The 25,028-nt window shown below is 37.9% G+C and carries 27 protein-coding genes and 1 riboswitch; of the genes, 23 read left to right on the top strand and 4 right to left on the bottom strand.

Annotation, left to right across the window (positions count from 1 at the left end):
- Positions 1–134: 134 nt before the first annotated feature.
- Positions 135–482, top strand: coding sequence for a hypothetical protein (locus AC012T_RS05970; protein ID WP_487063970.1), 348 nt, complete (start codon positions 135–137; stop codon positions 480–482).
- Positions 483–637: 155 nt separating this feature from the next.
- Positions 638–1,546, top strand: coding sequence for a hypothetical protein (locus AC012T_RS05965; RefSeq protein WP_487063968.1), 909 nt, complete (start codon positions 638–640; stop codon positions 1,544–1,546).
- 142 nt (positions 1,547–1,688) lie between these two features.
- Here the strand turns inward: AC012T_RS05965 and AC012T_RS05960 are convergent, their stop codons facing one another.
- Positions 1,689–2,396, bottom strand: a complete 708-nt coding sequence (locus tag AC012T_RS05960) for a rhomboid family intramembrane serine protease (protein WP_487063966.1) — start codon at positions 2,394–2,396, stop codon at positions 1,689–1,691.
- Between the two features lie 189 nt (positions 2,397–2,585).
- Here AC012T_RS05960 and AC012T_RS05955 point away from each other — a divergent pair, with 189 nt between their 5' ends.
- The 15 genes from AC012T_RS05955 to AC012T_RS05885 all read left to right on the top strand — a co-directional run bounded on the left by AC012T_RS05955 (position 2,586) and on the right by AC012T_RS05885 (position 17,198).
- Positions 2,586–3,302, top strand: coding sequence for a Uma2 family endonuclease (locus tag AC012T_RS05955; protein ID WP_487063964.1), 717 nt, complete (start codon positions 2,586–2,588; stop codon positions 3,300–3,302).
- A 302-nt stretch (positions 3,303–3,604) separates the two neighbouring features.
- Complete coding sequence (locus AC012T_RS05950; protein WP_487063962.1) at positions 3,605–5,800, top strand: hypothetical protein; 2,196 nt, start codon at positions 3,605–3,607, stop codon at positions 5,798–5,800.
- 22 nt (positions 5,801–5,822) lie between these two features.
- Complete coding sequence (locus AC012T_RS05945) at positions 5,823–6,785, top strand: TRAFAC clade GTPase domain-containing protein (protein ID WP_487063960.1); 963 nt, start codon at positions 5,823–5,825, stop codon at positions 6,783–6,785.
- A 9-nt stretch (positions 6,786–6,794) separates the two neighbouring features.
- The gene (locus AC012T_RS05940; protein ID WP_487063958.1) at positions 6,795–7,580 is read left to right on the top strand and encodes a hypothetical protein; all 786 of its coding nucleotides are present in this window, start codon (positions 6,795–6,797) and stop codon (positions 7,578–7,580) included.
- Positions 7,581–7,622: 42 nt separating this feature from the next.
- Positions 7,623–8,243, top strand: coding sequence for a tetratricopeptide repeat protein (locus AC012T_RS05935; protein ID WP_487063956.1), 621 nt, complete (start codon positions 7,623–7,625; stop codon positions 8,241–8,243).
- A 1,164-nt stretch (positions 8,244–9,407) separates the two neighbouring features.
- Complete coding sequence (locus AC012T_RS05930; protein WP_487063954.1) at positions 9,408–10,391, top strand: ferredoxin family protein; 984 nt, start codon at positions 9,408–9,410, stop codon at positions 10,389–10,391.
- Between the two features lie 591 nt (positions 10,392–10,982).
- Positions 10,983–11,372, top strand: coding sequence for a DUF2267 domain-containing protein (locus AC012T_RS05925; protein ID WP_487063952.1), 390 nt, complete (start codon positions 10,983–10,985; stop codon positions 11,370–11,372).
- A 50-nt stretch (positions 11,373–11,422) separates the two neighbouring features.
- A complete protein-coding gene (locus AC012T_RS05920) occupies positions 11,423–12,529 on the top strand; it encodes a DJ-1/PfpI/YhbO family deglycase/protease (RefSeq protein ID WP_487063950.1) in 1,107 nt (368 codons plus the stop codon).
- 67 nt (positions 12,530–12,596) lie between these two features.
- Positions 12,597–12,980, top strand: coding sequence for a hypothetical protein (locus AC012T_RS05915; protein ID WP_487063948.1), 384 nt, complete (start codon positions 12,597–12,599; stop codon positions 12,978–12,980).
- 59 nt (positions 12,981–13,039) lie between these two features.
- Positions 13,040–13,381, top strand: coding sequence for a cupin domain-containing protein (locus tag AC012T_RS05910; RefSeq protein ID WP_438888757.1), 342 nt, complete (start codon positions 13,040–13,042; stop codon positions 13,379–13,381).
- Between the two features lie 245 nt (positions 13,382–13,626).
- The gene (ureE, locus tag AC012T_RS05905) at positions 13,627–14,070 is read left to right on the top strand and encodes an urease accessory protein UreE (protein ID WP_487063946.1); all 444 of its coding nucleotides are present in this window, start codon (positions 13,627–13,629) and stop codon (positions 14,068–14,070) included.
- Positions 14,048–14,734 carry an urease accessory protein UreF gene (locus AC012T_RS05900; protein ID WP_487063944.1) on the top strand — a complete coding sequence of 229 codons (687 nt, stop codon included), beginning with the start codon at positions 14,048–14,050 and terminating at the stop codon, positions 14,732–14,734. Before ureE ends, AC012T_RS05900 begins: the two co-directional genes overlap by 23 nt.
- Before the next feature lie 38 nt (positions 14,735–14,772).
- Positions 14,773–15,369, top strand: a complete 597-nt coding sequence (gene ureG / locus AC012T_RS05895) for an urease accessory protein UreG (RefSeq protein ID WP_487063942.1) — start codon at positions 14,773–14,775, stop codon at positions 15,367–15,369.
- A gap of 45 nt (positions 15,370–15,414) precedes the next feature.
- Complete coding sequence (locus tag AC012T_RS05890) at positions 15,415–16,185, top strand: lipase family protein (protein WP_487063940.1); 771 nt, start codon at positions 15,415–15,417, stop codon at positions 16,183–16,185.
- A gap of 50 nt (positions 16,186–16,235) precedes the next feature.
- On the top strand, positions 16,236–17,198 hold the full coding sequence (locus tag AC012T_RS05885; protein ID WP_487063938.1) for an acetamidase/formamidase family protein: 963 nt from the start codon (positions 16,236–16,238) through the stop codon (positions 17,196–17,198).
- Between the two features lies 1 nt (position 17,199).
- Here AC012T_RS05885 and AC012T_RS05880 read toward each other — a convergent pair whose 3' ends face one another.
- Positions 17,200–18,363 (bottom strand): NAD(P)/FAD-dependent oxidoreductase, encoded by a 1,164-nt coding sequence (locus AC012T_RS05880; RefSeq protein WP_487063936.1) that lies wholly within the window; start codon positions 18,361–18,363, stop codon positions 17,200–17,202.
- 42 nt (positions 18,364–18,405) lie between these two features.
- Here AC012T_RS05880 and AC012T_RS05875 point away from each other — a divergent pair, with 42 nt between their 5' ends.
- The 5 genes from AC012T_RS05875 to AC012T_RS05855 all read left to right on the top strand — a co-directional run bounded on the left by AC012T_RS05875 (position 18,406) and on the right by AC012T_RS05855 (position 22,317).
- Positions 18,406–18,912: a GNAT family N-acetyltransferase gene (locus AC012T_RS05875; protein ID WP_487066470.1), complete on the top strand. Its 507-nt coding sequence runs from the start codon at positions 18,406–18,408 to the stop codon at positions 18,910–18,912.
- Between the two features lie 518 nt (positions 18,913–19,430).
- Positions 19,431–19,593: riboswitch (cobalamin riboswitch) on the top strand.
- Between the two features lie 26 nt (positions 19,594–19,619).
- Positions 19,620–20,399 carry an energy-coupling factor ABC transporter permease gene (locus tag AC012T_RS05870; RefSeq protein WP_487063934.1) on the top strand — a complete coding sequence of 260 codons (780 nt, stop codon included), beginning with the start codon at positions 19,620–19,622 and terminating at the stop codon, positions 20,397–20,399.
- Positions 20,386–20,688, top strand: coding sequence for an energy-coupling factor ABC transporter substrate-binding protein (locus tag AC012T_RS05865; protein WP_487063932.1), 303 nt, complete (start codon positions 20,386–20,388; stop codon positions 20,686–20,688). The genes AC012T_RS05870 and AC012T_RS05865 overlap by 14 nt, the downstream gene beginning before the upstream one ends.
- Entirely contained in the window at positions 20,685–21,497 is an 813-nt protein-coding gene (gene cbiQ / locus AC012T_RS05860; RefSeq protein ID WP_487063930.1) for a cobalt ECF transporter T component CbiQ, read from the top strand. The genes AC012T_RS05865 and cbiQ overlap by 4 nt, the downstream gene beginning before the upstream one ends.
- A complete protein-coding gene (locus AC012T_RS05855; RefSeq protein ID WP_487063928.1) occupies positions 21,472–22,317 on the top strand; it encodes an energy-coupling factor ABC transporter ATP-binding protein in 846 nt (281 codons plus the stop codon). The genes cbiQ and AC012T_RS05855 overlap by 26 nt, the downstream gene beginning before the upstream one ends.
- 381 nt (positions 22,318–22,698) lie before the next feature.
- On the opposite strand, the gene petA is transcribed toward AC012T_RS05855, so the two are convergent.
- Together petA and petC are read right to left on the bottom strand one after the other, a co-directional pair.
- The gene (gene petA, locus AC012T_RS05850) at positions 22,699–23,700 is read right to left on the bottom strand and encodes a cytochrome f (RefSeq protein WP_487063926.1); all 1,002 of its coding nucleotides are present in this window, start codon (positions 23,698–23,700) and stop codon (positions 22,699–22,701) included.
- A 135-nt stretch (positions 23,701–23,835) separates the two neighbouring features.
- Entirely contained in the window at positions 23,836–24,375 is a 540-nt protein-coding gene (gene petC / locus AC012T_RS05845; RefSeq protein WP_487063924.1) for a cytochrome b6-f complex iron-sulfur subunit, read from the bottom strand.
- A gap of 318 nt (positions 24,376–24,693) precedes the next feature.
- Here petC and AC012T_RS05840 point away from each other — a divergent pair, with 318 nt between their 5' ends.
- Positions 24,694–25,002, top strand: coding sequence for a DUF3067 family protein (locus tag AC012T_RS05840; RefSeq protein ID WP_042465660.1), 309 nt, complete (start codon positions 24,694–24,696; stop codon positions 25,000–25,002).
- The last annotated feature ends 26 nt before the right edge of the window (positions 25,003–25,028 follow it).

Here is a 25,028-nt window from a genome sequence, read left to right as displayed (position 1 = left end):
CATCAGTGGCTGCGGTGTTTAGTAGAGGCGCAGCATCAAAAAAATTGCTTTCGATAATAAATCTCTCAATGAATTGCCCGTTATGAGCTTCCGTATTATAGGATGAACAGAGTGTTACAAGGCTTGGGGCTATTATGGCTCGGTATACCTGTTCGTTTATTATTTCTGTTCCCATTGATCGGTTGCAAGGATTACTAATACAACTTCTACAGGAATGTCATTTAGATGTTCAATACTATACACCCGACTACATTATGGCGCGGGAAATTCCCGGTCAAGTATCTTTTTCTAAATTAGTGACAATAGAGGTACTGATTGATAAATCCAATGCTACCGAAACCGAAACTGGGATGAGTATGATCATGAAAAATGAGGAACTCCCACTTCAATTAAATAATCACTGCCGACAAATATTTGATTTTGTGAGGCAGTCCATTGAACAAAGCCGACATTGGCATTTAATTGAAAGTATTTCTAGTTAACATTCTCCCGACTGTAAAAATCAGCAATAGCGAAATTTTCACAAAAAGTCGGGAAATTTTTAGTTCCGCGAATCCACTTAAACTAGATTTCTGAGATTATGGTATAAATAAAGTATGTAGGCAACCACATTACAGTAATAGCTCATATACCAGGTATGCAAAGTAATCTTAACCCCCTCGAATTTCTTAATCTCAAGGTAAAAGCAGCTGTTACTGATACTCAGAATTTAGCTAACCAAGGCATTGCTAAAATACAAGAAACTACAACTCAAATAGGCAATTTTGCACAAGCAGCACCCAGTTCAATCGTTAGTGCTGGTACAATTGCCACTCAAGAAGCTTTTAAAATCGCTCATCATATCCGGTTTGAAAACTTGCCAGCAAATCTGCAATTCAAATTTGCACGGGCTGGAGTGCGTAATGGAATGCGTGATATTCAAGAAGCCGCAAAAGTGTTTGAAACCATTCCCGCACAAATTCGCGCTCAAGGTTCTGAAGCAGTTCGAGAATTTTGTCAAGATAAAGACTGGAGTCACATTCAAGCTCATGTGAATGGAGGTGGCAGCGAAGCCACTAACGGCATTTTTGAGCATTTTTGGATTAACCGCGCTCGTGGTGGTGTAGACATGACACCAGAAGAACTAGCCGTAGCCCAGCAGGTTTTAGCTGACGCAGCATTTAAAGCCGCAGTGGCAGAAGTAGTAGGAGCAGTTTTAAAAGGAGCCGTTGCCGCAGCAGCAATTGAGTTGGTATTCTCCATTTTAGAAAACTCATTGTTGTGCGTCGAAGGCAAAATTACACAACAAGAATTAGTGCAGAAAGTCGCCACAGCTACCGCTAAAGCAGGTATAGCAGGTGGTGTGATCACAGGGATTCTTTTAACCATTTGTATGATATTTCCACCTATAGCTGCACTTTTAGGCGCAGCAGCTATACCCCTTGCAGTTGCAGGTATTGGTTTTATGGGAGTTCGCGCTTGGGAAATTTTCTGTCATGCAGACAGCTTGTTTGGTATCACTGAACAGACACAAAAATTCCTGGGAATGTCTGAAGCTACAAGTTAGGTTAGCACTCATACCAGATTAATATGAAGCTGCATAGAATAATTAAACGCGGATGCACGCAGATAAACGCGGATAAAGACAGATAAATCAATGGATTTCAGAATTATGTGCAATCTCACATAAAATTGGTATCAGCACTTTGCTATCCTTTGTAAGATTTATCATTAAACAAACCCAACAAAGGGCCAAGAATTGCCCCAAATACGAAACCACCTGCATGGGCCCAATAAGCGATTCCTCCACTTTCCATACCGATGTTAGTGGGTGTTTCTAAACTCGCAATTCCGTAAAAAGCTTGTTGGACAAACCAAAATCCTAAAAAGAAATATGCAGGAACCCGGAAAGTCGGGAAGAAAATACCCAAAGGAAGTACCGTGAGAATTTCCGCTTGGGGAAAACGAATAATGTATGCACCCATTACGCCGGCTATAGCTCCACTTGCACCCAATGATGGAATGCTAGAATTTTGAGAAAAGTACCATTGTGTTAATGATGCCAAAACACCGCAAGATAAATAAAACAGTAAATATTTAATTCCACCTAACTTTTCTTCAACATTGTTACCAAAAACCCAGAGAAACAACATATTACCAGCTAGGTGCAAAATACCACCGTGGAGAAATTGAGCAGTAATTAAAGTTACCCATTCTGGTACAGGTTGATTTACAGAAATACCTGCAAAGCTTAAACTGAGTTCTTGAGGAACTACAGCAGCCCAATGTAAAAACACATTTAATGCTTGAGGAGAGAGACTGGCTTGATAGAGAAAAGCGAGGATATTGATAGCAATTAGCGCATAAGTTACATAAGGCGTAATATGTACGGGGTTGTTGTCTTTAAGGGGAACCACTGGATTTATTCCTGATTTTTGAGCAACTAGCTTTAAAATAACGAATTTTGCCAGTAAATGCTTCTACCTGTTGGATGGATTAGGCTTTAGTAAATGTGATTATTTTAATTACTGTCCGTTAAGCGATCGCACTTTCCCACCTTTAAACTAAGACTATCAGCACAACTCCCTAAAATTGGAGGTCTAGCTATGGTACAGCAACTCACCCCAGAAACCGCACCAGACATCATCTACCCAGACAGCGACGGACAACCAATGGCAGATAATACTAAACAATTTCGCTGGATTGTCACTATTAAAGAAAACTTAGAAATCTTATTTGCATCACGGGATGATGTTTTTGTCGGTGGAAATCTTTTATGGTATCCTGTTCAAAGAAGTATTAAAACTCGCCAAGCACCTGATGTCATGGTCGTTTTTGGCAGACCAAAAGGCGATAGAGGTTCCTATAAACAATGGGACGAAAATAATATTCCTCCCCAGGTGGTTTTTGAGATTTTATCACCTGGAAACCGAACTCAAGAGATGATTAATAAATCACTTTTTTATCAACGTTATGGAGTAGAAGAATATTATGTTTATGACCCAGATACATTAGAATTATCCGGTTTTCTGCGTTCTCAAGATTCTTTTGCCGAAATTGAAGAAATTAATGGTTGGATAAGTCCAAGCTTGGGTATACAGTTTCAACTTACTCCAGATACTTTAGAAATTTATTATCCTGATGGACGAAAGTTTCTCACATCTGTAGAACTTGATCAACTACGAGAACAAGAATATCAACGTGCTGAACAGGAATATCAACGGGCTGAAAAGGAATGTCGAGAGAAAGAAGCAGCACTTCAGCAATATCATGATTTATTAGCCAAATTGCAAGCTAAAGGAGTTGATATAGACAATTTATAAATACTTGCTGTTATAAAAATATTAATTTTAATTAACCGCAGAGGCACAGAGAACGCAGAGGAAGAAAAAGATGAAGATACCATTTATCAGCTAATCTTGCACCGATAAGGGAATCATTATCTCTTCTAGGATTTACGCAAGATTAAACTCAAAACCTGATTCTTGCGTAGGGGTAATTCATGAATTACCCCTACTTCCGTTCTATTTTGCGTAAGTCCTTTCTTCTTAGGAGGTGCATGGAGTTAATTGAGGCAATTATAAGCGATAATTTATAGAGGCTCACTGTTTTAAGAAATTATTTTATGTACATAACGACTAATAGAATTGGAAAAATTACCAGCATTATTGAAAAACGCCGCCCAATAATTGATAAAATTCAAGTTGTAGAGGCAAACCTACATTCTCTTTATTCTAAATTAGATTATCTAGAAAGCTACCGTCATTACTTGCTAACGGCAGTTGATGATAAAAATGTTTATGGACGTTTGCAAGAAATTGATTTGACAACAATTCAAAACACCATTGCAGACGAACTCAATAAATTGGGCAAATTGAAAATGCGTTTCTGTCGTGACACCCTTAATATTGGGGTAGTTGGACGCGCACGTCAAGGAAAAAGCCGCTTATTACAAAGTTTAACAGGGTTGAGTACTGCTGAAATTCCTGATGGTGATAGACAACATTGTACTGGGGTGAGAAGTACGATTCACCATAACTTGAATGTCGATACTTATGGTGAGGTTTGGTTTCATTCAGAACGATCTTTTTTAGATGAAGTAATTAGTCCTTATTATCAAAAACTACGTTTGGGTAATACACCAATTACAATTGCCGAATTTGCTGCCAATCCTATTCCAGCTTTACCACAAAACCTGCCGGGATATGCTGAACCAGGTGCAATGTATGAACATTTAACGAGATATCATACACATTTAGAAAAATATCGTCACCTGTTGAGAGAAACTGTCCCTCGGCGGATTTCTAGAAATGAAATTCGGGAATATGTGGCTCAAGATACTGCTGATGGACAAAGGGTATTTTTTAATTATTTAGCAGTGCGAGAAGTGAAAATTATTTGTAATTTTCCTAATGCTGATGTGGGACAAATTGCTTTAGTAGATATGCCTGGATTGGGTGATACAGGTGTTGGTGATGAAGAAAGATTAATGAAGACTTTGGGACAAGATGTAGATGCAGTTTTATTTGTGAGAATGCCAAAATCATCTGGCGATTATTGGGCAGATGTAGATGTGCGACTTTATGACACTTCTCGCGCTGCATTGGTTGATTTGCCCATTGATTTGTGGTCTTTTATAGTGCTTAATCAAACTAGTGCTAATTCTAAAAATGGAGATAACTCTAATAATTGTCAAGATTTGGCAGAAAGTTTTACAGATAAACACATCAAAGTAGTTGATTGTTTAATTGCTAATTGTGCTGATAATGAAGCAGCAAATCAAGTTTTAGATACGGTTCTCAATTATTTAGTTATTAATATTGAGTCTTTAGATCAGCAATATGGAGCATCTTGTCAAGAGCGATTAATGCGTTTGCAAAATTCAGTTGATGCTGAGTTAGAAAAAGCGCGTCATGTTTTGGGAGAAACGACTCAACAAGATAATTGGTTTCCTTTATTTGAGCAATTATTTGATCAACTTTGGAACGATTTAACTAGTGGGTTGGAAAAATTACTCAGACAACTGAGAAAACAAAGAAACGCTGACGATCTTGATTTTAAGCAGCAGGTTGAGAAGGCGATTCAAGCTTGTCGCCATGATACTGGTATTCCTAGCCTAGAGCAAATCGAGAAAAGGCGCGATCGCATCGGTGGCTATCCAAACGCCTACTACGAGTATCTGAACGAGGTTCGAGCGCACTTATCGCAAAATTTCCTCTTGCTGGATGATGCTTTAAAGCGATCGCTCTCCCAAGTTAAAGCCAATGTCGCCCAAGTACTTATAGAACAAGGACTTTTAGGAAAACTCACCGCAGAGAAAAAAGAGCAATTCTTTACAGAAATTGCCAATCTCATCCCCGAAAACCTCAGCAAACTCAAACTAGGATTTCATATCCTCTCAGATTTTGATATCTCCTATCGCGGCTTAATTCAGCACCGTATCCGCAAACATTTAGATGGATTAACACCAGATGATACCTCACTCCAACTATCCACATTTCCCTCAGCCAAAGAACTTTTAGCCAACTTAAAATCACTACAAGCAGAAGCCGTTTATGGTTGCGAAACTGCTTTAGAAGACTTACTCTGTGAACCTAGCCAAGCAGCTTTTGCTATAGTTGAAGAATTTGTTGATCGCGTCCTTCGTTCTGAAGGTGCAAAAACCGAATGGCGCATCTTTTTAGAAGAAATGCGTGCAGAAATTTGGCAAGAAGAATTTGAGCAATTAGGAGAACGGACTAAACTGCGTCGAGAATGGTTAAAATCAGTAGAACAAGTAGCCGCAGCTAATCAATTAGACTCCATGCAATTTTTGAATTAACAAACTAAGGTAAAAATTTTAAATGCACGAACTAAAAATAACAATGCTTGGCCCCAGTGGCGTTGGTAAAACAAGTCTTTTAACTGCTATGTATGAGCAGTTTGAAAGTAACATCGGTAAAACTAATCTGCAACTCACACCTGATTTAGATAGTTCAGCACTTTTGCAAGAACGTCTAGCAGAACTGAAAAATCTTCCTGATAATTTTGAAACTAAAGGATGGATGCAAAATACTGAAGATTATAAATCTTTCTTTTTTGAACTTGGTAAAAAAGGTGCTAAACCTTCCTTAATGCTCAACTTTCAAGACTATCCTGGTGAATACCACGGTTCTAAAAGTCCCCGTGAAGAAAAAGAACGAATTGAAAATTTTGTTAAGGAATCTGCGGCTGTAATTATTGCTATTGATACCCCTGCTTTGATGGAAAAAAATGGTCAATGGCATGATTCAATTAACAAACCACAAATGATAACTAATATCTTTCAAAGAGCTTATCGAGAACTTGATTCACCAAGGTTAGTAATATTTGCCCCTGTGAGATGTGAAAAATATTTACAGAATGAGCAAAGTATTTCTGAATTAATGAACCAGGTAAAAATTGGATATACCAAATTACTTGAAGATTTTAAAACCGAAGCGCTACTTCCTAAAGTAGCTGTAATTGTCACACCTGTACAAACAGTAGGTAGCGTGCATTTTTCTCGCATAGAAATGAATGGGAATAATCCATTATTTATCTTTCGCAAAACTTCTCATGATGCTAAATATAATCCTAAAGATAGTGAACAACCTCTGAGATATCTTTTGCGGTTTTTGCTCAAACTCCATATTGATAAAAAACATTGGAGCTTATTCAATTTTATCCGCGAGTGGGTTGGTTTAGATAATCATCTCAAAGATGCCGTGCGTGAATTTGCCAAGGGATGCAAAGCTAATAATAGCTTCGTAGTTTTACAGGGTGACAATCTGCTAAATATTGATTAGGAATTTGATATGGAGATTTACATTCGCAGTCGAGGATTTTCTCAAGAAGAAGGCTACGCTTGGATACCAGAACTACCTGAAATTATCAGAAAAAATCAGGTTTATGAACTGATTCAAAGTGAAGTTTTTTCTCTTTTTATTGGGCGATATGGTAGCCAGTTATTATTACTGATTACTGGACTTGATGCCATTGAAAGAGTAGATTTTCGTGACCGCAAAATCCGTAATTCTGTAGCTTGGATAGGTGAAGATTCCGAAGAAAATGAACAAAAAATTAGAGCTATCGCTGCTGCTGCTTTACGAGATGAACTAAGAGAAACCTTAAGAACAGAAATAGACCAAGCTGTGATTTTTGATCATGATCATGGATTTAAAATTGAAGCAGATATTAGCAAATTATCTGTAGAAGAAGTTATCAATATTCATGATTTTTCTGCCAATAACAATCATAAAATAGGTAAAAATTGCAAGAAATTAAGAGATGAACTAGCTTTTGAATTTGAAGAAAAATCTTTACCAAAAGGAATTACTTACAATAATGTACCTTTAGTAATTGTCACAGGAATTCAAAATAAATCAACACTAATTGATTCGGGAGTTTGGCGCGGTTTATCAAGTAGTTTACAATTGGAGGTATGGGAAGAGTACAGAAAAAGCCCCAATTCTTTGGAAACGCAGCCAGAAAATAAACAGACAATTCAAAAAAACAAGTCACTAATATTCATCATGATTTTTATTGCTTTAATTTCAGCTTTCATCATCCTTTTTTTGTTATTACAACCACAGCTAAAATAATATAGCTGATTTACCTAAAAATTGCCTTAAATAACCAAATTTATGTTTTTTAACAATTCCTTAGAATCTCAACTCCAACGCTGGAACGAAATAATTCATAGTCAGCCAAACAACCCTAATGCTTACATTCAGCGAGGAATGTTTTACTTTAAACTTGGGAAAATTGCAGAATCTATTCAAGACTTTGACACCGCAGAAAAATTAGATTCTAAAATCACACCCTATCTGTGGCAACGTGGTTTATCTTATTATTATGTAGAAAGATTTGCTGATGGTGCAAAACAGTTTGAAATAGATTTAACTGTCAATGCTCAAGATGTGGAAGAAACAGTTTGGCGATATCTTTGTATAGCGCGTTATTTAGGTGTATCTGAAGCGCGTAATTCTCTGTTAACCGTAAAAAATGACCCCAGAAAGATTATGCAGAGTGTGTATGATTTCTTTGCGGGCAACTGCACACCAGATGATGTTTTAAATGTAGGTAAATTGCAAGGAATTAAAGGAAATTTTTATAGTCATCTTTATCTGGGATTATATTACGAAACCGAAAATAATTTTGAATTAGCACAAAAATATATAGTTAAAGCTGCTGATACATATAAAATTGATGATTATATGTGGTATTTAGCACAGGTACATAAAAAAGTGAGACAATGGCCTTGACCATAATTAAGACTTGCTGTAATTAGGACTTACGCATTAGACAAGAGCGTGAAAATTAAATGTGCGTTTCTTAGAACCTTGGTAGAGAAGTTCCATGTAACGTCTCCAGCAGATATCTATTGACAAAATTTATTAAATATGAATGAAGGATTTTATCTCTTGTAGGGTGCGTCAGACCCTATAATTTAGGACACCACAGATTGTCACTATCTGACGCACCGCACTAATATGCGATTCCAAAAGCCTGAAACTAAGCTATTTCGGTCATATATATCATACATATGCAGTTTATACAGTACGTAAGTCCTGAAGTTAAAAAAATCCAAGTAGCGTTTGTAGGGTACGTTAGGATGGAAAAGTGTAACGTACATAAGGGACTTTCAAATAAAAAAATATACAAATATTTCTTGTGGTGCGGGCATCTTGCCCGCTAATTATTAAGGGCAAAGGGCAGACAGGATGCCTACCCCACAAGATGAGATTATTTATTTTCTGGAAATCCCTAAAGCTTAGGATAGTGTATTTTGTTGCAATTTATTGTAGCCATAATGCATTTCTATACATACATTACGTATTTTTCAAAGATCAAATATTAGTCTTATAGTTATACTGAAGATACGACTAGACAAACTACCGAAATGTTTAAATAACCCTACGGTAAATTAGCGCTGCCAAAGATGCTTTATCTCCCTTGCTGCTACTACTTGATACTAGTTTAAAATCGCCTAGTTTTAGTACATAAGTTTTACCCCTAATTAATAAAAGTATTTTAATCATTGGGTAAAGTGTAAAGTTAAACTTCTCAAATGTACCCTAACACTAATTTTTTTTCACTCCCACTCCAGTAGGGTTTAATTTATCCACTAAAAGCGTAAAATCTAACTTTCTGTAAGTCCATGTTTTGATAGGTGAAATTTCATGAATTGCTAAACGAACTTAGATACACAATTAACTTGACTGTTACGGAAATATTTTGTATGGGGAGGCTTATTTCTAGAAATGGGGGATTTATTAACCGGAAGGACTTCAAAAAATCAGAAATTTATAAAGTGGCTACTTGTTTTTAGTTGATAAATCTAGGAAAACATCAGGACTGGTAGCTAAAAACACAATTTTACTTTTTCATTACCTTTGTCTATAAAATCAATTCTTGAGTACATTTATATGAATACGATGTTTTGCTCTGACTATTCGCGGCACATAGGAGAAGATATTATTGGTAGTGCCACTAACTATCAAACTTACATTTTAGTGGAATGTCCTCAACCGTGGATGTCAGAAGCATTTAAATCCAAATGGGTTCCAGATAATTTACGGGTTTTAGTAGAAGAATTAAAACGCAGTAAGCTATCAATTCAGTTTCTTTTAATTGCTAATGATCAATCACATAAAGTAGAAGAAACAACCTTATTAATTTATAAAAAACAAGAAGGTCTAATCAATGGATACTGTAAGCAAGAGTTCAAGTTACCAAATATTGAACAAGTAGCAGGAGTTATAAATAAATGGTTGTTAGATGAAAATCTAGATTATCAAGTAGAAAATGGGATAAATAGAGATATTTTAGTATGTACACATGGTAGCCATGACCAGTGTTGTGCTAGATATGGAAATCCTTTTTACTATTATGCTAAAAATATAATTTCTGATTTACATTTTGATAATGTACGAATTTGGAAATCAAGCCACTTTGGTGGACATCGCTTTGCACCTACAGCTATAGATTTGATGGAAGGAAGATATTATGGTGTTCTTGATCATGATTCTTTCAAATCCATTCTAACTCGTACTGGTGATATTAAATTTTTGAATAAGGTTTATCGTGGCTGGGGAATTTTGCCGTCTGCATTACAGATTTTGGAAAGAGAAATAATTCTTCATCAAGGATGGGATTGGTTTAACTATAAAGTAGCAGGTAAGATATTAGAGAAAAGTTTAGATAATAATACGATGTTAGCAGAGCTAACTTTTGAAAAACCGTCTGGTTCTCTCTACACATACCAGGCTAAACTTGTGAAAGATCCAGTCAAAACTCAAGCCGTAAAAAGTTCTTGTCATGCTACACAAGAGTCAGTGGTTGTTAAATATGCTGTAGCTAATCTTTATCTAGCTGATAGGGAAATGCTTACTTGTGCAAATAACTATTAATTGACAACTGAACACTTCTGAATGTAGAGATGTTGTCCACAATGTCTCTACAGGAGTTATGGAAGACACATGAAGACACATATTTAAATTCGATTGATGTCTCTACTACTTTTGATTTTAGTAGGAGGCATCAGACCTATAAATTGGTTAGTATCAGCAGATTTTTGGCATCTGATGCACTCTCTAATCTTACATTAAGTGTGACACGCAGCTTTAGATATATAGCAGATTTTGCTGTCAGGAGGTACTTACCTAGCGGGTAAGATGCCCGCACCATAAGAGTTTCATTATTCAAGTTTGTATCTCATTTAAATGAAATTCGCTGTATAGAGCTTTTCAAGCAAAAAACTAGTAATCTCATATAAATATATCTATATGGAGATATATAACTTTAGTCATAAAAAATATATCCCCTGAGAACGAAGTGAATCAAGTTTTTAAAGCTTACACTGATAAGTGTGAATTTGAAGTGTTCTATATACAATATATATTGTATCTTTCATTTTAATAAATTCATAAATCTAAAAAAATCCTTCAAAAACACTATTCATTAATTTTGAACTTTGTAATTTTTAACAAGGGGCATATCTAATGGAATATACAGAGTTTATTACCCATGTTCAAAGTCTAGCTCAATCAAATTCTCGTGAGGAAGCTGAACGAGCTACTCATGCCACATTAGGAACTATTAAAGAGCTTATTCCTAATCATGAAGCTCAAGAAATAGCGGCACAACTACCAGAAGAATTAGGTAAATCTTTGTCTGGAAGAGAAACCGAAGCTACTCAATCTTTTCATCTACAAGAGTTTATTGAGCGTGCCAGTCAAAAGGAAAATATAGAACCTACTACAGCCGCAATTCATGTTAGGGCTGTTTTTGCAGTTTTGCAGAATGCTATTACACCAGATAAATTTAGAAAATTTCACACTTATTTTTCACATGATTATGAGGAATTATTTGCTACATCATCAACAAGTTAAATTTATTCGTCAATAGTGTGATTTAGTCAGTTGACTTTAGGAGAAACAGTATGACACAAATTCATCAAAATAATCATCATTCTGGCAAAAATAAAATAGCTATCCTGATTGAACAAGGGGTAGAAGATGTAGAATTTATCGTTCCTTGTAATGGGTTAAAACAAGCCGGAATGGAGGTAGTAGTCATTGGTTCACGGATGAATGAAAAATATAAGGGTAAACGAGGTAAATTAAGTGTACAGGCTGAAGCAACGACAGCAGAAGCTTTGGCAGAAGAGTTTGTTGCGGTGGTAATTCCTGGTGGTATGGCTCCTGATAAAATGCGGCGCAATTGTAATACAGTTTGCTTTGTCAGAGATGCGATGAATCAAGGTAAATTGGTAGCTGCAATTTGTCACGGGCCACAAGTTTTAATTGAAGGTGATTTACTCAAAGGTAAACAAGCAACGGGATTTACTGCTATTCGCAAAGATATCAGCAATGCTGGAGCAACTTATCTAGATGAGTCGGTAGTCGTGGATGGAAATTTAATTACATCTCGTGAACCTGGAGACTTAGCAATTTTCACAACAGCCCTTTTAAACCGTTTAGGTTATGGTGGTAAAGATGTAGAATTGCCTGATATAAAAGACACAAGTGCGGAATGGTGGAAATTAGCTGATGCTTGGGGTGGTTCAACTAAGAATGAAATTATAAAAGGTTTAAATACTGCTTTAGCTGGTGAACGTTATTCATTAGAAGCTTTAGAAAAATATGTAGAAAAGGAATCTGATCTAGAAATCAAAGCGCTGTTTCAAGAAATGATAACCAATAAACAGCGTCATATTGAAAAACTGGAAATTTATCTTCAGCGCTTGCATGAGAAACCCTCTTTAGCGGCAAATATTGCCAATCAATATGCCAAAGTAAAAACAGCTTTGACAGGAAGTGATGATATTTATCAACTTCGTTGTGCATTGGGTGATATCCAAACAGGTATTGGTGATATGAGCAATTTATCTGCAATGTATACTGACCCTGTAGCAACGGCAATTTTTAAAGAAATACAAAATGATTTAGGGAAATATGAACAGCGATTAATAGAGCTTTATCAGGCGAGGTTAGTGGCTGGTATCAAGCCTCCTAAACCAACTACTGGGGCTGCTGTGACAATGTAGAATTTTCGTTTTTTTAACACAATACCTCAAAGTTTTTCTTCAACCTATAATTTCTGGAAGGATGTTTATGAACAAGTTTCTTAAGAATCTACAACGTCAAATTTTGGTAATATTTTTTGTAATATTAACCTTTTTTGGATTCCAATCTTTTGGATATGCTCATACTATGTTAGTAGCACAAGCGGATACTGTGAAAACACCAGAAGGTATTTATTACAAAGGTACTCCAAATGCAGCGGAACTGAGAAACGATCAAAAAAGACACAAAGATACTGGCGATAATATTAAAGAAAAACTCAATCTTGATGAACCAATTCCTGAATCTACAAGAGAGTTTTTAGACGATGTACAAACAAATGTTGAGAAATCTGTAGAGCCAATTACTGGAACTAGACATGGATATTACCAAGAGAATATACCACCGGAAAGAGTATTGAGAGACAAGATGTAAGTAATCAAGCTGTTTTGTGCTTTATATTCATGTAAATGCTTTTTGTAGCCTAGATTATTATGAGTGACACCAGTGTTAAAAAAGTAGATTCTGCCTATTCCCCAAAAGGTCAACTTGGTCAAAAGTATCTTGCATCTGGAAAAACTGTTTCTATGCGGCTGTGGGAAAATGAGGAACCAGGTGAGGAAAAACAGCCAACTCAGCGAGAATATGAGACTGTTGGTTATGTAATTAATGGTCAAGCAGAATTGGATATTGCAGGACAAACAATTTTGCTAGAAAGAGGAAGTTCTTGGGTTGTACCAAAGGGAGCAATTCATTCTTATAGAATTCTGCAACCATTTACAGCGGTGGAAGCAACTAGTCCTCCGGCTCAAGTTCACTCCAGAGATGAAAATTAAATTTTTTAAATACCAAATTTTTAACCCCGTTTCCTAATAGGAGATGGGGTTATTTATATTTTAGGAAACACCAGAACATAAATTATAGCGGTTATCGGTTGAGTGAGGTACAAAAACCACACCCCGCAAGCGATGAGGGGGCTATGGTGTACCTCATGTGATGAGGAAACGCTATAAAAATAGTTTTTTTGGACAAGAAAGCCTTAAAATCCAACAAGAATATGTATTGATGATTGACTAAAATTATGCTGACGTTGACGCAACGTAAGCCATCTGACTCTAATGCTGTAGTTACGCTCACTCTGGCACTCACCGCAGAAGAACGCACCCGCAGCCGTCATCGGTTTACATTGGAGGATGGGAAGGTGGTATTTTTACATTTACCAAGGGGGACGGTTTTACATAATGGTGATCTTTTAGCTGATGAAAGCCAAGATAATTTAATCAGAATTATTGCTAAGTCTGAGCCTGTTTTAACTGTGTATGCAAAAACGCCTTTGCTGTTATTAAGGGCTGCTTATCATTTAGGAAATCGTCACGTATCTCTGGAAATTAATTCCACTTATTTGCGCTTGTCTCCAGATCCAATTTTATACGCGATGTTGGCACAATTGGGGTTAGAAATTAAGGAGGAAGTTGTACCTTTTCAACCAGAATTAGGAGCTTATGGACAACATTCTCACGCATAGGAGTTTTTTATCTATTTTGCAATTGGCGAGTCCAGCCTTACCAGTGGGAGCATATAGTTATTCTGAAGGTTTGGAAATGTTGGTAGAAAATTCGACTATTACTAATGTAGAACATCTAAAACATTGGTTGGAAGCTGAGTTAATTTATGGATCAATTCGCCTTGATGGGGCGGTGATGGTAAGAGCTTTGCAAGCTGCGAGAGTTGGTGATTTAGAAGCTTTATGCCGCTGGAATTTGTGGTTATCAGCATTGAGGGATGCGGAAGAATTACGTGCTTCTAGTTGGCAAATGGGGCGATCGCTCTTGCAGTTATTAGGTAAGCTGGAACCAGAGGTTTTACCGTTGACTACTGCTGTGGGTTATCCTTGCAATTATGCGATCGCTTTTGGTATCGCTTCGGCTCACTGGCAAATTAGCCCCCAAACTGCATTATTGACATATCTGCATAGTTGGGCAAATAATTTAATTACTGCGGGAATCAAACTTATTCCCCTCGGTCAAACTGCTGGGCAACAATTGTTATTAGGGTTACAAGACGTATTAAGTACTACAATGGGGGAAATTCTCGCTTTGGAGGATGATGACCTCGCTTGTTGTAGTTGGGGTTTATCCCTGGCTAGTATGCAGCATGAAACCCAGTATACAAGATTGTTTAGGAGTTGAGCGACTGATGACCAATCACCAATGATGAATGACTAACTATGAGTACGTTTCGAGTTGGGGTAGCAGGGCCTGTAGGTTCGGGAAAAACGGCTTTAGTCGATGCTTTGTGTAAAGCACTACGACAGCAGTATAACTTGGCAGTTGTCACTAATGATATATATACTCAAGAAGATGCTCAGTTTTTAGTCCGTTCTCAGGCTTTGGAGAGCGATCGCATTTTGGGAGTAGAAACAGGAGGTTGTCCCCACACCGCTATCCGTGAAGACGCTTCCATGAATTTAGCTGCAATTGAACAACTAGAAGAAAAATTTACAGACTTAGATTTAGTCTTTTTAGAAAGCGGTGGTGATAACTTAGCTGCTACCTTTAGCCCCGAATTAGTAGACTTAACCATATATGTAATTGATGTTGCCGCAGGTGATAAAATTCCCCGCAAAGGTGGCCCCGGTATAACTAAATCCGACTTATTAGTCATTAATAAAACTGACCTTGCACCCTATGTTGGCGCTGATTTAAACGTCATGCAAAGAGATGCAAAAACAATGCGCGGCGAAAAACCCTTCATTTTCTCCAACTTAAAAACCAAAGCCGGTTTAGAAGATATAATCCAATTTGTTACCACGCAAATTTGCTAAATTTTGATTTTCTAATATCCAGTTTTATAACTAGAGGACACAGGCATGAAGGTTGATTATTCTAAAGCATTGAAATTAGCAATTTGCTGCCAGGAAAGTTACCAAAACTTTTCTAAAATTAAATTTAGTGGCTGGAATGAAAAACCATTTTTAATTGACCAAAAAGATACTGATACCCAACTTGCTATTCTCACAGATACATCAGGAATTACTATTGTTTTTCCTGGTAGTAATTCATCCTTTGATTGGAGAACAAACCTTGAAACCACTCAAGAACGGAAAAAGTTTGACCAGCAAATCATTCAGTCAAAAATTGTTGATCAAAATGATAAAATTTATCCTTATCCAACAGAAAATACTTCGGGATCTTTGATGCACAGTGGCTTTGCCAAGGCTTACTTTTCCGTCAGAAACCAAATTCATGAATATATCAAAAATAATAACATTTCTCGTGTCACCGTATCTGGACATAGTTTAGGTGGAGCATTAGCAACATTATGTGTTGTAGATATTCAATACAACTTTGTGAATCAATTAACATTTATAGAATCCTTTACTTTTGGAGCGCCCAAAGTTGGTAATAAAGGCTTTCAAGAATCATATAATCAAAGAATTCCCAACAGCTATCAATTTGTGAATGGTATGGATATAGTACCAGAATTACCAAGATGGTGGCAGGGATATCGCCATATAGATAAAGAATTGCGGATAGGTTCAAGATTCAGTTTAAATTTTATTTCCGCACGATTTAAAGATCATGCTATCAGCAATTATATTAGTACCTTCAAAGAAATAATAAGCCGTTCAGGGAATTAAAAGACGCTGCAATCAATAGCCATGCATCTACTCAATTCATCCACCACAACATGACTCACCACATTTTAAAAGCTACCAAAGAAACTGTACATCTAGGTGGCTTTTCCCATTTATTAAAACCAGCATTAGTAGTTAATTCTGACGACACAATAGACGTAGAAACTTATACTGGTTATTATGTTTATGACAAAGCTCCACCAGAATTTTTAACACCGGAATTTATTGATATCTGCAAAAATTTACCTCCCGAACGCAAAATAGCAGGTGGGCCACATTTACTCACAGGGCCAATTTATATCCGAGATGCTGAACCAGGAGATGTTTTAGAAATACAATTAGAAGCCATCTCACCCCGTTTACCCATTGGCTTTAATGCTATTCGTACAGGTTGGGGAGCATTACCACAACAATTTCCTCATCCAACATTAAAATTTATTCCCCTGGATTTAGAAAATAATTTTGCAGAATTTCCTATAGGATCAAATATCAAAATTCCCCTCACACCATTTTTTGGAATTTTGGGAGTTGCTACCCCAGAAAACTCCCGTAATTCTATACCACCTGGTGCTTATGGAGGGAACATTGATAACCGTCAATTACAAGCAGGTTCGCGGCTATTTTTACCCATATATCTTCCCGGTGCATTATTTTCTCTAGGTGATGGACATTCTGCACAGGGAGATGGTGAAGTGAATGTGACTGCTATCGAAACTTCTATGAATGGCAGAATTAAACTCAAATTGCGTAAAGATTTGCAACTGAAAATACCAATTGCCGAAACTCCCACAGATTTCATCAGCATGGGTTTTGCACCAACCTTAGATGATGCTTTAGAATTGGCTTTAAAAAATATGATCTATTTTCTGGAACGCTTCACAAACTTGTCACCAGAAGATGCTTATATTTTATGTAGTTTAGCTGTTAATTTCCATATTACCCAAGTTGTGAATAGTCCTCAAAAAGGTGTGCATGGAATGTTATCTAAATCAATTTTTCCGAAGATAATATTATAGATTAGTTCAAATTAGTTCTAGCTGGAGACATCTGGCTAATAATTTCATCTTGATAACCAGATACAAATTTAGCAAAGCGTGCTGCTAATGGTGGAACCAAAACAAAAGGACTACTAAAACCAGAGAAAATATGAATGTTTTCAAATTCAGGAATATTCCCAATTAATGGTAATTTATCTTTAGTGAATGCCACTAAACAATGATGCCAAGTTCCCGGTAAATTTCCTAAAGTTGGTAATATGTTGTTGATACTTGTTCGTAACCATTTTTCACTAGCTTCTGAGTTAATTGAAGCATAGGGATTTGTAAGAATACGGCTAATTTGACCTAAACGCAAACTACCATCAAGAAACTGCACAGCACCTGCATCTAAAATTGGTGTTACTGGTTCCTGTTCAGATTCATCCCATAATTTATCAACTTGAGTTGATGCAATTTCTAATTGCAAGCGTTGTAGATTAGCTGGTGTAACCAGGGTGCGTAAACGCAAATCTACAGGTGGGGTTTCAATTATTTCTGCATGAGAAAAATACGTTTTTATGGGAATACCTGCTAATTTTAGTAATTGTCGGCTGAGTCCACCCGCACAAATTGCTATATTGGCACTGTGGAAAGTTGCCGTAGTTGTTTTTACGCCTTTTAAGCCTTGATTAAGTTCTAATACTTGGGTAAACTGCAATTCTCCCCCTAGTCGCAACATAGCTTGAATATATGCTTGCGCTGTTTTATTTGGGTGGATATGACCATGTTTAATAGTCAAAGCACCAGATATGGCATTTCTATTTAGCAGTGGTTCTAATCCACAAGCTTCTTGAATACTTAATAAACTCGGTGGAATGGCAAGATGAGAGTAAGACGCAGATGTTGTTTTTGGGTCGCTATTAGTGGGGATAGTTAGCAATAAATCTAATTCACGAAATTGGATATCAGCATCTAACTCTTGGGATAAAATAGGGTAACGAGCTTTACTTTCTTGACTTAATTGTTGTGTAATTGGTGTTGTTCCTGACCAATAAGAAATTCCCCCATAACTATAGCAAGTAGCATTTTGTGGTGTGGTATATTGTTCTAGCAACAGTACAGAAAATCCAGTTTTTGCTAATTCATAAGCAAGTGCAGCACCTGTGATTCCTGCACCAATAATAATCCAGTCGTAAGTTTTCATGATTGTTTGAATCTAAATATGTTGAAAATTGGAACTGTTAAGATGAAAATTCGTGGTGAAACTTTCCTCGACTATCCAGCAATAGCTGAGGTCAATACTCTAGCTTTTAAAGGTGAAAATGAAGCTCTACTGATTGAGAAAATTCGGATTTCTGACCGCTATATTCCAGAGTTATCATTAGTAGCAGAAACTGATGGTAGAGTAATTGGTCATATTCTTTATAGCTATATTGATTTGGTCGATGAAGATACACTACAGGTTCTTGGTTTAGCACCCATAGCAGTTCATCCACAGTTTCACAATCAAGGAATTGGTAGCGCATTAATAAATGCAAGTTTAGAAATAGCAAATACCAGAAAAGAAGCTATCGTTATTGTACTGGGTTATCCTTCTTTCTATACACGCTTTGGGTTTGTTCCATCAGTTGATTATGAAATTGAATCTCCGTTCCCAGTCCCGAATGATGTTTTTATGGTCAAAACATTGCAAAGCTATGATAAAAAATACAAGGGTAAAGTTATTTATCCACCTGCTTTTGATGGATGTTGAGATTTAAATAATTCAGCGGGGTTCATTTCCCCGTTTGTAAGAAATTATTTGGTTCGTGCAGAATATGGGAGATAATGTTAGTGAGAGATATTATTCAAACTTAATTAGAAAACAAGGCGCAGGCATTTAAAGAAATAGCAAGCAAAATATAGGGTTGAAAACCAATAAAATCGTTATGAAATAAATAGAGTTTGATAATTTTGGTACAGGTATTGGCTTAGAGGTTGTTTGAAAAGTCTGTTTCTTTGTCATGTTGAATGGAGGGTAGCGGAATGAAACATCTCGGTACACGCTCTCAACCTAGATTCTTTCCTACGGAACGCTTCGCGTTCACAAAGTGTCCCGTAGGGATACGCTCGATTTCATTGCGCTCAGAATGACCTTTTATACCTCCTGAAACTTTTCAAACATACTCTTGCTTTCTTAGAAAACATCGCTTATCGACGATTTCCCGGACTTGTAGCTAAATGGCGGCAGATGTGGTGGTAAAAAATAGCGTCTCAAAATTTAGTAACGGTGATATAGTTACTCTAATCGGTTCTGATGGTTGGCAGCCAATGGCTAACGCCAAGCTGCACTATCGGACGCAAGGGGGAAAGTTCGGTGCAAATCCGGCGCTGTCCCGCAACTGTGAACCACAAATGGGTGAGTCAGGATGCCCGCCGGTTAGAATCAATTCGTTTACATAAATCTGCGAGGTACAGATTATGAACAGAAAAAAACAGGCGTTAGTCAGCCTAACCCTGATGGCAGTTATCAGTTTTTATCTAGTAGTTGGTTTACCCAAACCCGCCTACGCCATGCACATTATGGAAGGTTTTTTACCGGTGCAGTGGGCAATTTTTTGGTGGATTGTGGCATTACCATTTTTTCTATTAGGATTGCGTAGTCTGACTCGCATTACCCAAGCTAACCCGGAACTGAAACTACTGCTGGGCTTGGCTGGTGCTTTCACTTTTGTGCTGTCAGCGTTGAAAATCCCTTCTGTCACAGGTAGCTGTTCTCACCCAACAGGGACGGGGCTAGGTGCGGTGCTGTTTGGCCCCCTAACTATGTCGGTTTTGGGTAGCTTAGTATTGTTGTTTCAAGCTTTGTTACTGGCGCATGGTGGCTTGACAACGCTGGGTGCAAATGCTTTTTCGATGGCGATCGCTGGCCCTTTCCTAGCTTACTGGATCTATAATCTGACAATCAAGTTAAATGGTAAACAACAAATCGCCATATTTTTAGCAGCTGCGATCGCAGATTTGCTCACCTATATTATCACTTCTATCCAACTCGCCCTAGCTTTTCCTGCACCTGTTGGTGGGTTTATCGCTTCATTTACCAAGTTCGCCGGAATTTTTGCTATAACTCAAGTTCCCTTAGCAATTAGTGAAGGATTGCTAACTGTATTGGTGTGGAACTGGCTGCAATCTTATAATCCTCAAGAATTGGAATTGCTGAAATTAATCAAACGGGAACCCCAAGGAAATGAATCAGTCTAAAAAAGGGTTGAGTAACTGGCTGCTGGTGGTAGCTGTATTAGCTTTAGCAGTTGCACCATTAATATTTGTGCGTGATGGAGAATTTGCCGGTGCTGATGGCAAAGCGGAAGAGGCTATTAATGAAATACAACCTGAATATAAACCCTGGATTAAATCATTTTTTGAACCAGCTAGTGGGGAAATAGAAAGTTTATTATTTGCATCGCAAGCAGCTTTAGGTGCGGGAGTAGTTGGTTACGCAATTGGGTTGTATAAAGGACGTTCCCAACAACAAAAACGTGAAGAATGAGCCTGCAAATAGACACTTTAGCTTATACTAATCGACTGCGAAGATTGCCACCAGAACATAAACTAATTTTTGCATTTACTACTCTTGCTATTTCCCTTGTTACCCATCCGCTAGTGCAAATTTTAATAGTGCTTTGGATGGGTGTTTGGACAGTAATTTATGCAAAAATTCCGGCTGATGTTTATTTCCGGTTATTAATGTTCACTATGGTTTTTTGTTTGACGAGTTTACCAGCATTAATGGTGAATGGAGTGGCAATTACTGATTTAGAAAGTGTCAAATTAGATTCCTTGTATGGACTAAATATCGGACAATTCTATATTTATATCAGTCATAATGGCAGTATCCAAGCATTGGAAATTTTAACCAGAGCATTAGCCTCTGTTTCTTGCTTATATTTTCTCATGTTAACTATCCCTTTCACGGAAATTTTACAAACTCTGCGTTACTTAGGATTTCCAGTACTTTTAACCGATTTATTATTATTAATGTATCGGTTTATTTTCATCCTACTGAACACAGCCGATGAATTATTGACAGCACAAAATTCCCGTGGTGGCTACCGCACTTGGCGTATTGGCATAAAAAGTTTAGCATTATTAATTGGGCAACTATTACAGCGAACTTTACAACGATATAGTCAGTTCTCTCTGGGATTAGAAGCACGGGGTTTTGTTGGTGAATTTCGAGTTTGGTATCCCCGGCGCTATCGCCCACAAGTGCGATATATCATCGAAGCAATTTGCGGCTGTGTAGGATTAATAGGATTAGAGTTTTGGCGAAATGCAGGAATATTTACTCGAATTTGAGCAGGTATATTACACCTATCCCGGCGCACAACAATCAGCTTTAAATGGACTAACACTGAAGATTCCATCAGGTAAAAAGTGTGCGTTGATCGGTCAGAATGGTTGTGGTAAAACAACACTATTTCTATTAGCTAATGGTCTATATAAACCTGATTCTGGCATTGTCAGTTGGCGTGGTAAACCGTTAATTTATAACCGAAATTATCTCGGTAACTTAAGGCAGAAGGTTGGACTAGTATTTCAAGATCCAGAACAACAGTTAGTAGCTTCTACTGTTGAAGAGGATATATCTTATGGTTTATGTAATTTAGGTTTACCAGAACCAGAAATTAAAGACCGAGTAGAACAAGCATTAGTTGAATTTGAACTGACTACTTTAGCAGAAAGACCAGTGCATCATCTGAGTTTAGGACAAAAAAAGCGAGTTTCTATAGCTGATGTGATGGTACTTCACCCGGAACTCTTGGTACTAGATGAACCCACTGCTTATTTAGATATCAAACATACTCGTAACTTGATAGCAACTTTAAAAAAAATTCATCAAAATGGAACGACTTTAGTAATGGCAACCCACGATTTAGATCTAGTTTATCGTTGGGCAGATTGGGTTTTTGTCATGGATAAAGGACGGTTGATGCTAGAAGGTAAACCACAAGATGTATTCAGCCAGCGCACACTTTTAGAAGAGTTAGAGTTAGGTGTACCATTGATATATGAGATGTTATTTGATGGGCTATCTTTTGAGGAAGGAGTAGTTGAAGGAGTAGTTATAGAACGAGTGCGACAGAGGATATTAGAGCTATTTCATAATTTTTCCTAATTATACAGCTAGAGATCTCAAAAAATGCACGACAGCTTACAAAGAAGGCAGGAGGCAGAGGGCAGGAGGCAGGAGGCAGGAGGGAAGAAGTATGAAAACTTTAGTTCTGGGTCTAAAGCCCAGTTTAAAAGAGGAATTGTATCGAGACGCATAGCGCGTTAGCAAAGCGGCACGGAGTGCGATACAAAGCGTCCTTGCTTCAATCCCACGTTTTAAAACGTGGGTTCCTCCTGCCTCTTGAACTGATTTTTAGGGTATTTTATCGGCAAATCAAGGGATTTATCTTTTTATTTTGCCTAAAGTCATGGAAGAGGGTTATGTAACAGAAATAAAAAAGACAGGCAAGATGCCTGTCTAAAAATGAATTATTTAGCAGAGAATTTAGAAATTCATCTCAGCAGCTTGAACTTTTTCAATCTGCTTTTTCTTTAGTACCAGCATAACTTGTGCCAACATCACTAAACAGACGAAAGCAACCATCCATGCGACTCTGGAACTATCTTGTAAGACAATTTCTGCATCTAGTTGACCGAAACCACCAACATTGGGGTTGTTGGTCAAAGCATCACCAGATGCAACTGTTTGTCCTTCAGAAACAATTAGATCTGGGCCTGCGGGAACAGTGTCATTAACAACTTCACCAGCGTCAGTTGTGATGCTGATTACATACTTAACATTACCGTCTTCGTCTTCTTCTTTGGCAATCTTGCTAATTGTGCCAGCAGCAGAAGCGTTGTAAATGTTGTTATTGCTCTTTTCACCTGTGGGGTATACTTGTCCGCGTCCCCGGTTTCCGCCTACATGAACGGAATATTTGCCAAAGTGGATATTTTTGTCGGTAGCGGGGTTAGGAGACAAAATAGGGAAGACGATTTCTTGATATTGTTCGCCGGGTAAGGGGCCAACGATGACAATATTGTCTTTGTCTTCACCGTAAGGTTGGAAGTAAACATCGCCTACTTCTTCCTTCATTTCTTCAGGAATGCGGTCTTCTGGCGCAATTTTGAAGCCGTCGGGCAACATTAATACAGCACCGACGTTTAAGCCGACTTTAGAACCATCAGCGCCTACTTGCTGTGCGCTGGTATCGTAGGGAATTTTGACGATCGCTTTAAATACGGTGTCAGGTAGTACCGATTGGGGTACTTCTACTTCTGTAGGTTTAGCTGCTAGGTGACAGTTAGCGCAAACAATCCGTCCTGTTGGTTCGCGGGGAGTTTCCGGATAGGCTGCTTGCGCCCAGAATGGATAAGCCGCAGCGGTTTGGGGTTGGGCTATATCGCTGGTGAAGAAAAAGGTCACGGTGGCGATCGCTATAAGCAATGCGTTTAACATTACTTTAGCAGTACGAGTTAACCTCGCAGGTGTACAGGCGTTTCTCATCTCTATAAAGTCATTACATTAGTCAGTGGTCATTAGTCATCGATCATTGGTCATTGGTCGTTGGTCATTGGTCAAGAATTGATTCAAAACTCTGGACTTTAGACTTTAGACTAATCACTCGGTACTCAGTACTTTCTAAGCCCACCAAGCTGGTTCACCGGTACGGAAGTCGGTTTCTGTCCAAGGTGTCAAAACGATTTTGTCGTCATTAACTGTGGCATGAGCCAGAGCCAAAGATTTGGGTGCAGGCCCCCGAACGACTTTACCAGTAGCATCGTACTGGGAACCGTGACAAGGACATTTAAATTTGTTTTCAGCTACGTTCCAAGGGACAACACAACCTAAGTGGGTACAGATGGCGTTAATCCCATAGTCAGCGATCGCTTCTTTGCTTTCGACCACAATATATGTAGGATCACCTTTTAGTCCTTGAACCAAAGTGCGATCGCCCACATTATGGCTTTCTAGAAATTGACCAACACTAACATCGTTACCGAGTTCATTTTTAGCGACTGTACCACCACCAGCACCACCGCTTGCGGGGGGGATAAAGTAGTTGACAACAGGATACAATGCACCTAGCGCCACTCCGGTCACAGTCCCAAAAGTGAGCAGGTTCATGAATTGACGACGACCCATATCAGGCACGTCTGCTGATTCAGAAAATTGAGCCATAATCTACGCGCTCTTTGTGTAATTTATTAAGCATTTTGACAAGAGTACCAGCACTTGAGCAACCCCTGTCTGAGTCGAAATGCTAACGCCTTCAGCGACACCATACTTCTTTGTTGCAAGACATATCTAGCATCTTTTCTGTTAGCATTACATTTCTTTATATCCTTATCATACTGGAGTTACGGAACTTAACATCATAACTAAATGTAAAATCTAATGGAGAAAACTTCTGATCCCATCAAGGATAGGCTGCGATGTTTCAAATCGAGGAAACACCCTCAGCCGAACTATTCTCAATCCCAAATCCAAATTATAGATATGACAGGACAGGAACTACGACAACTGCTGATTGATAAATGGGGATACTCTTATGATGTCCAGTTCCGCAGGACACAGGGGAAGGTATTTCTACAAGTGATGTGGAAATATGTTGAGCAAGCTTCATTCCCCTTAAGCGAGGCTGAGTACCAAGAGCATATCAATGATATTGCCAATTATCTCAATGCCTTGGGGGGAACAATACAAGTGCAAACTTTTATTACACAGACAAAAGAGCGTCCCCGTCTGGGTAAAGCAGTGAGTATTCCCCTCGATTTAGGCGATCGCGCTTCTGAATGGATTTTATGACTTTATAATAAAAATCAATCATGCTC

Source organism: Anabaena sp. EIM26 (genome assembly GCF_057568715.1).
Note: the sequence above shows the minus strand (reverse complement) of the source record. Positions and strands in the feature narration are given on the sequence as shown.

Excerpts from the sequence above, each read along its gene's own strand:
- AC012T_RS05970 (WP_487063970.1), top strand. The coding sequence starts at position 135 with ATGGCTCGGTATACCTGTTCGTTTATTATTTCTGTTCCCATTGATCGG.
- AC012T_RS05965 (WP_487063968.1), top strand. The coding sequence starts at position 638 with ATGCAAAGTAATCTTAACCCCCTCGAATTTCTTAATCTCAAGGTAAAA.
- AC012T_RS05955 (WP_487063964.1), top strand. The coding sequence starts at position 2,586 with ATGGTACAGCAACTCACCCCAGAAACCGCACCAGACATCATCTACCCA.
- AC012T_RS05950 (WP_487063962.1), top strand. The coding sequence starts at position 3,605 with ATGTACATAACGACTAATAGAATTGGAAAAATTACCAGCATTATTGAA.
- AC012T_RS05945 (WP_487063960.1), top strand. The coding sequence starts at position 5,823 with ATGCACGAACTAAAAATAACAATGCTTGGCCCCAGTGGCGTTGGTAAA.
- AC012T_RS05940 (WP_487063958.1), top strand. The coding sequence starts at position 6,795 with ATGGAGATTTACATTCGCAGTCGAGGATTTTCTCAAGAAGAAGGCTAC.
- AC012T_RS05935 (WP_487063956.1), top strand. The coding sequence starts at position 7,623 with ATGTTTTTTAACAATTCCTTAGAATCTCAACTCCAACGCTGGAACGAA.
- AC012T_RS05930 (WP_487063954.1), top strand. The coding sequence starts at position 9,408 with ATGAATACGATGTTTTGCTCTGACTATTCGCGGCACATAGGAGAAGAT.
- AC012T_RS05925 (WP_487063952.1), top strand. The coding sequence starts at position 10,983 with ATGGAATATACAGAGTTTATTACCCATGTTCAAAGTCTAGCTCAATCA.
- AC012T_RS05920 (WP_487063950.1), top strand. The coding sequence starts at position 11,423 with ATGACACAAATTCATCAAAATAATCATCATTCTGGCAAAAATAAAATA.
- AC012T_RS05915 (WP_487063948.1), top strand. The coding sequence starts at position 12,597 with ATGAACAAGTTTCTTAAGAATCTACAACGTCAAATTTTGGTAATATTT.
- AC012T_RS05910 (WP_438888757.1), top strand. The coding sequence starts at position 13,040 with ATGAGTGACACCAGTGTTAAAAAAGTAGATTCTGCCTATTCCCCAAAA.
- ureE (WP_487063946.1), top strand. The coding sequence starts at position 13,627 with ATGCTGACGTTGACGCAACGTAAGCCATCTGACTCTAATGCTGTAGTT.
- AC012T_RS05900 (WP_487063944.1), top strand. The coding sequence starts at position 14,048 with ATGGACAACATTCTCACGCATAGGAGTTTTTTATCTATTTTGCAATTG.
- ureG (WP_487063942.1), top strand. The coding sequence starts at position 14,773 with ATGAGTACGTTTCGAGTTGGGGTAGCAGGGCCTGTAGGTTCGGGAAAA.
- AC012T_RS05890 (WP_487063940.1), top strand. The coding sequence starts at position 15,415 with ATGAAGGTTGATTATTCTAAAGCATTGAAATTAGCAATTTGCTGCCAG.
- AC012T_RS05885 (WP_487063938.1), top strand. The coding sequence starts at position 16,236 with ATGACTCACCACATTTTAAAAGCTACCAAAGAAACTGTACATCTAGGT.
- AC012T_RS05880 (WP_487063936.1), bottom strand. The coding sequence starts at position 18,363 with ATGAAAACTTACGACTGGATTATTATTGGTGCAGGAATCACAGGTGCT.
- AC012T_RS05875 (WP_487066470.1), top strand. The coding sequence starts at position 18,406 with ATGAAAATTCGTGGTGAAACTTTCCTCGACTATCCAGCAATAGCTGAG.
- AC012T_RS05870 (WP_487063934.1), top strand. The coding sequence starts at position 19,620 with ATGAACAGAAAAAAACAGGCGTTAGTCAGCCTAACCCTGATGGCAGTT.
- AC012T_RS05865 (WP_487063932.1), top strand. The coding sequence starts at position 20,386 with ATGAATCAGTCTAAAAAAGGGTTGAGTAACTGGCTGCTGGTGGTAGCT.
- cbiQ (WP_487063930.1), top strand. The coding sequence starts at position 20,685 with ATGAGCCTGCAAATAGACACTTTAGCTTATACTAATCGACTGCGAAGA.
- AC012T_RS05855 (WP_487063928.1), top strand. The coding sequence starts at position 21,472 with ATGCAGGAATATTTACTCGAATTTGAGCAGGTATATTACACCTATCCC.
- petA (WP_487063926.1), bottom strand. The coding sequence starts at position 23,700 with ATGAGAAACGCCTGTACACCTGCGAGGTTAACTCGTACTGCTAAAGTA.
- petC (WP_487063924.1), bottom strand. The coding sequence starts at position 24,375 with ATGGCTCAATTTTCTGAATCAGCAGACGTGCCTGATATGGGTCGTCGT.
- AC012T_RS05840 (WP_042465660.1), top strand. The coding sequence starts at position 24,694 with ATGACAGGACAGGAACTACGACAACTGCTGATTGATAAATGGGGATAC.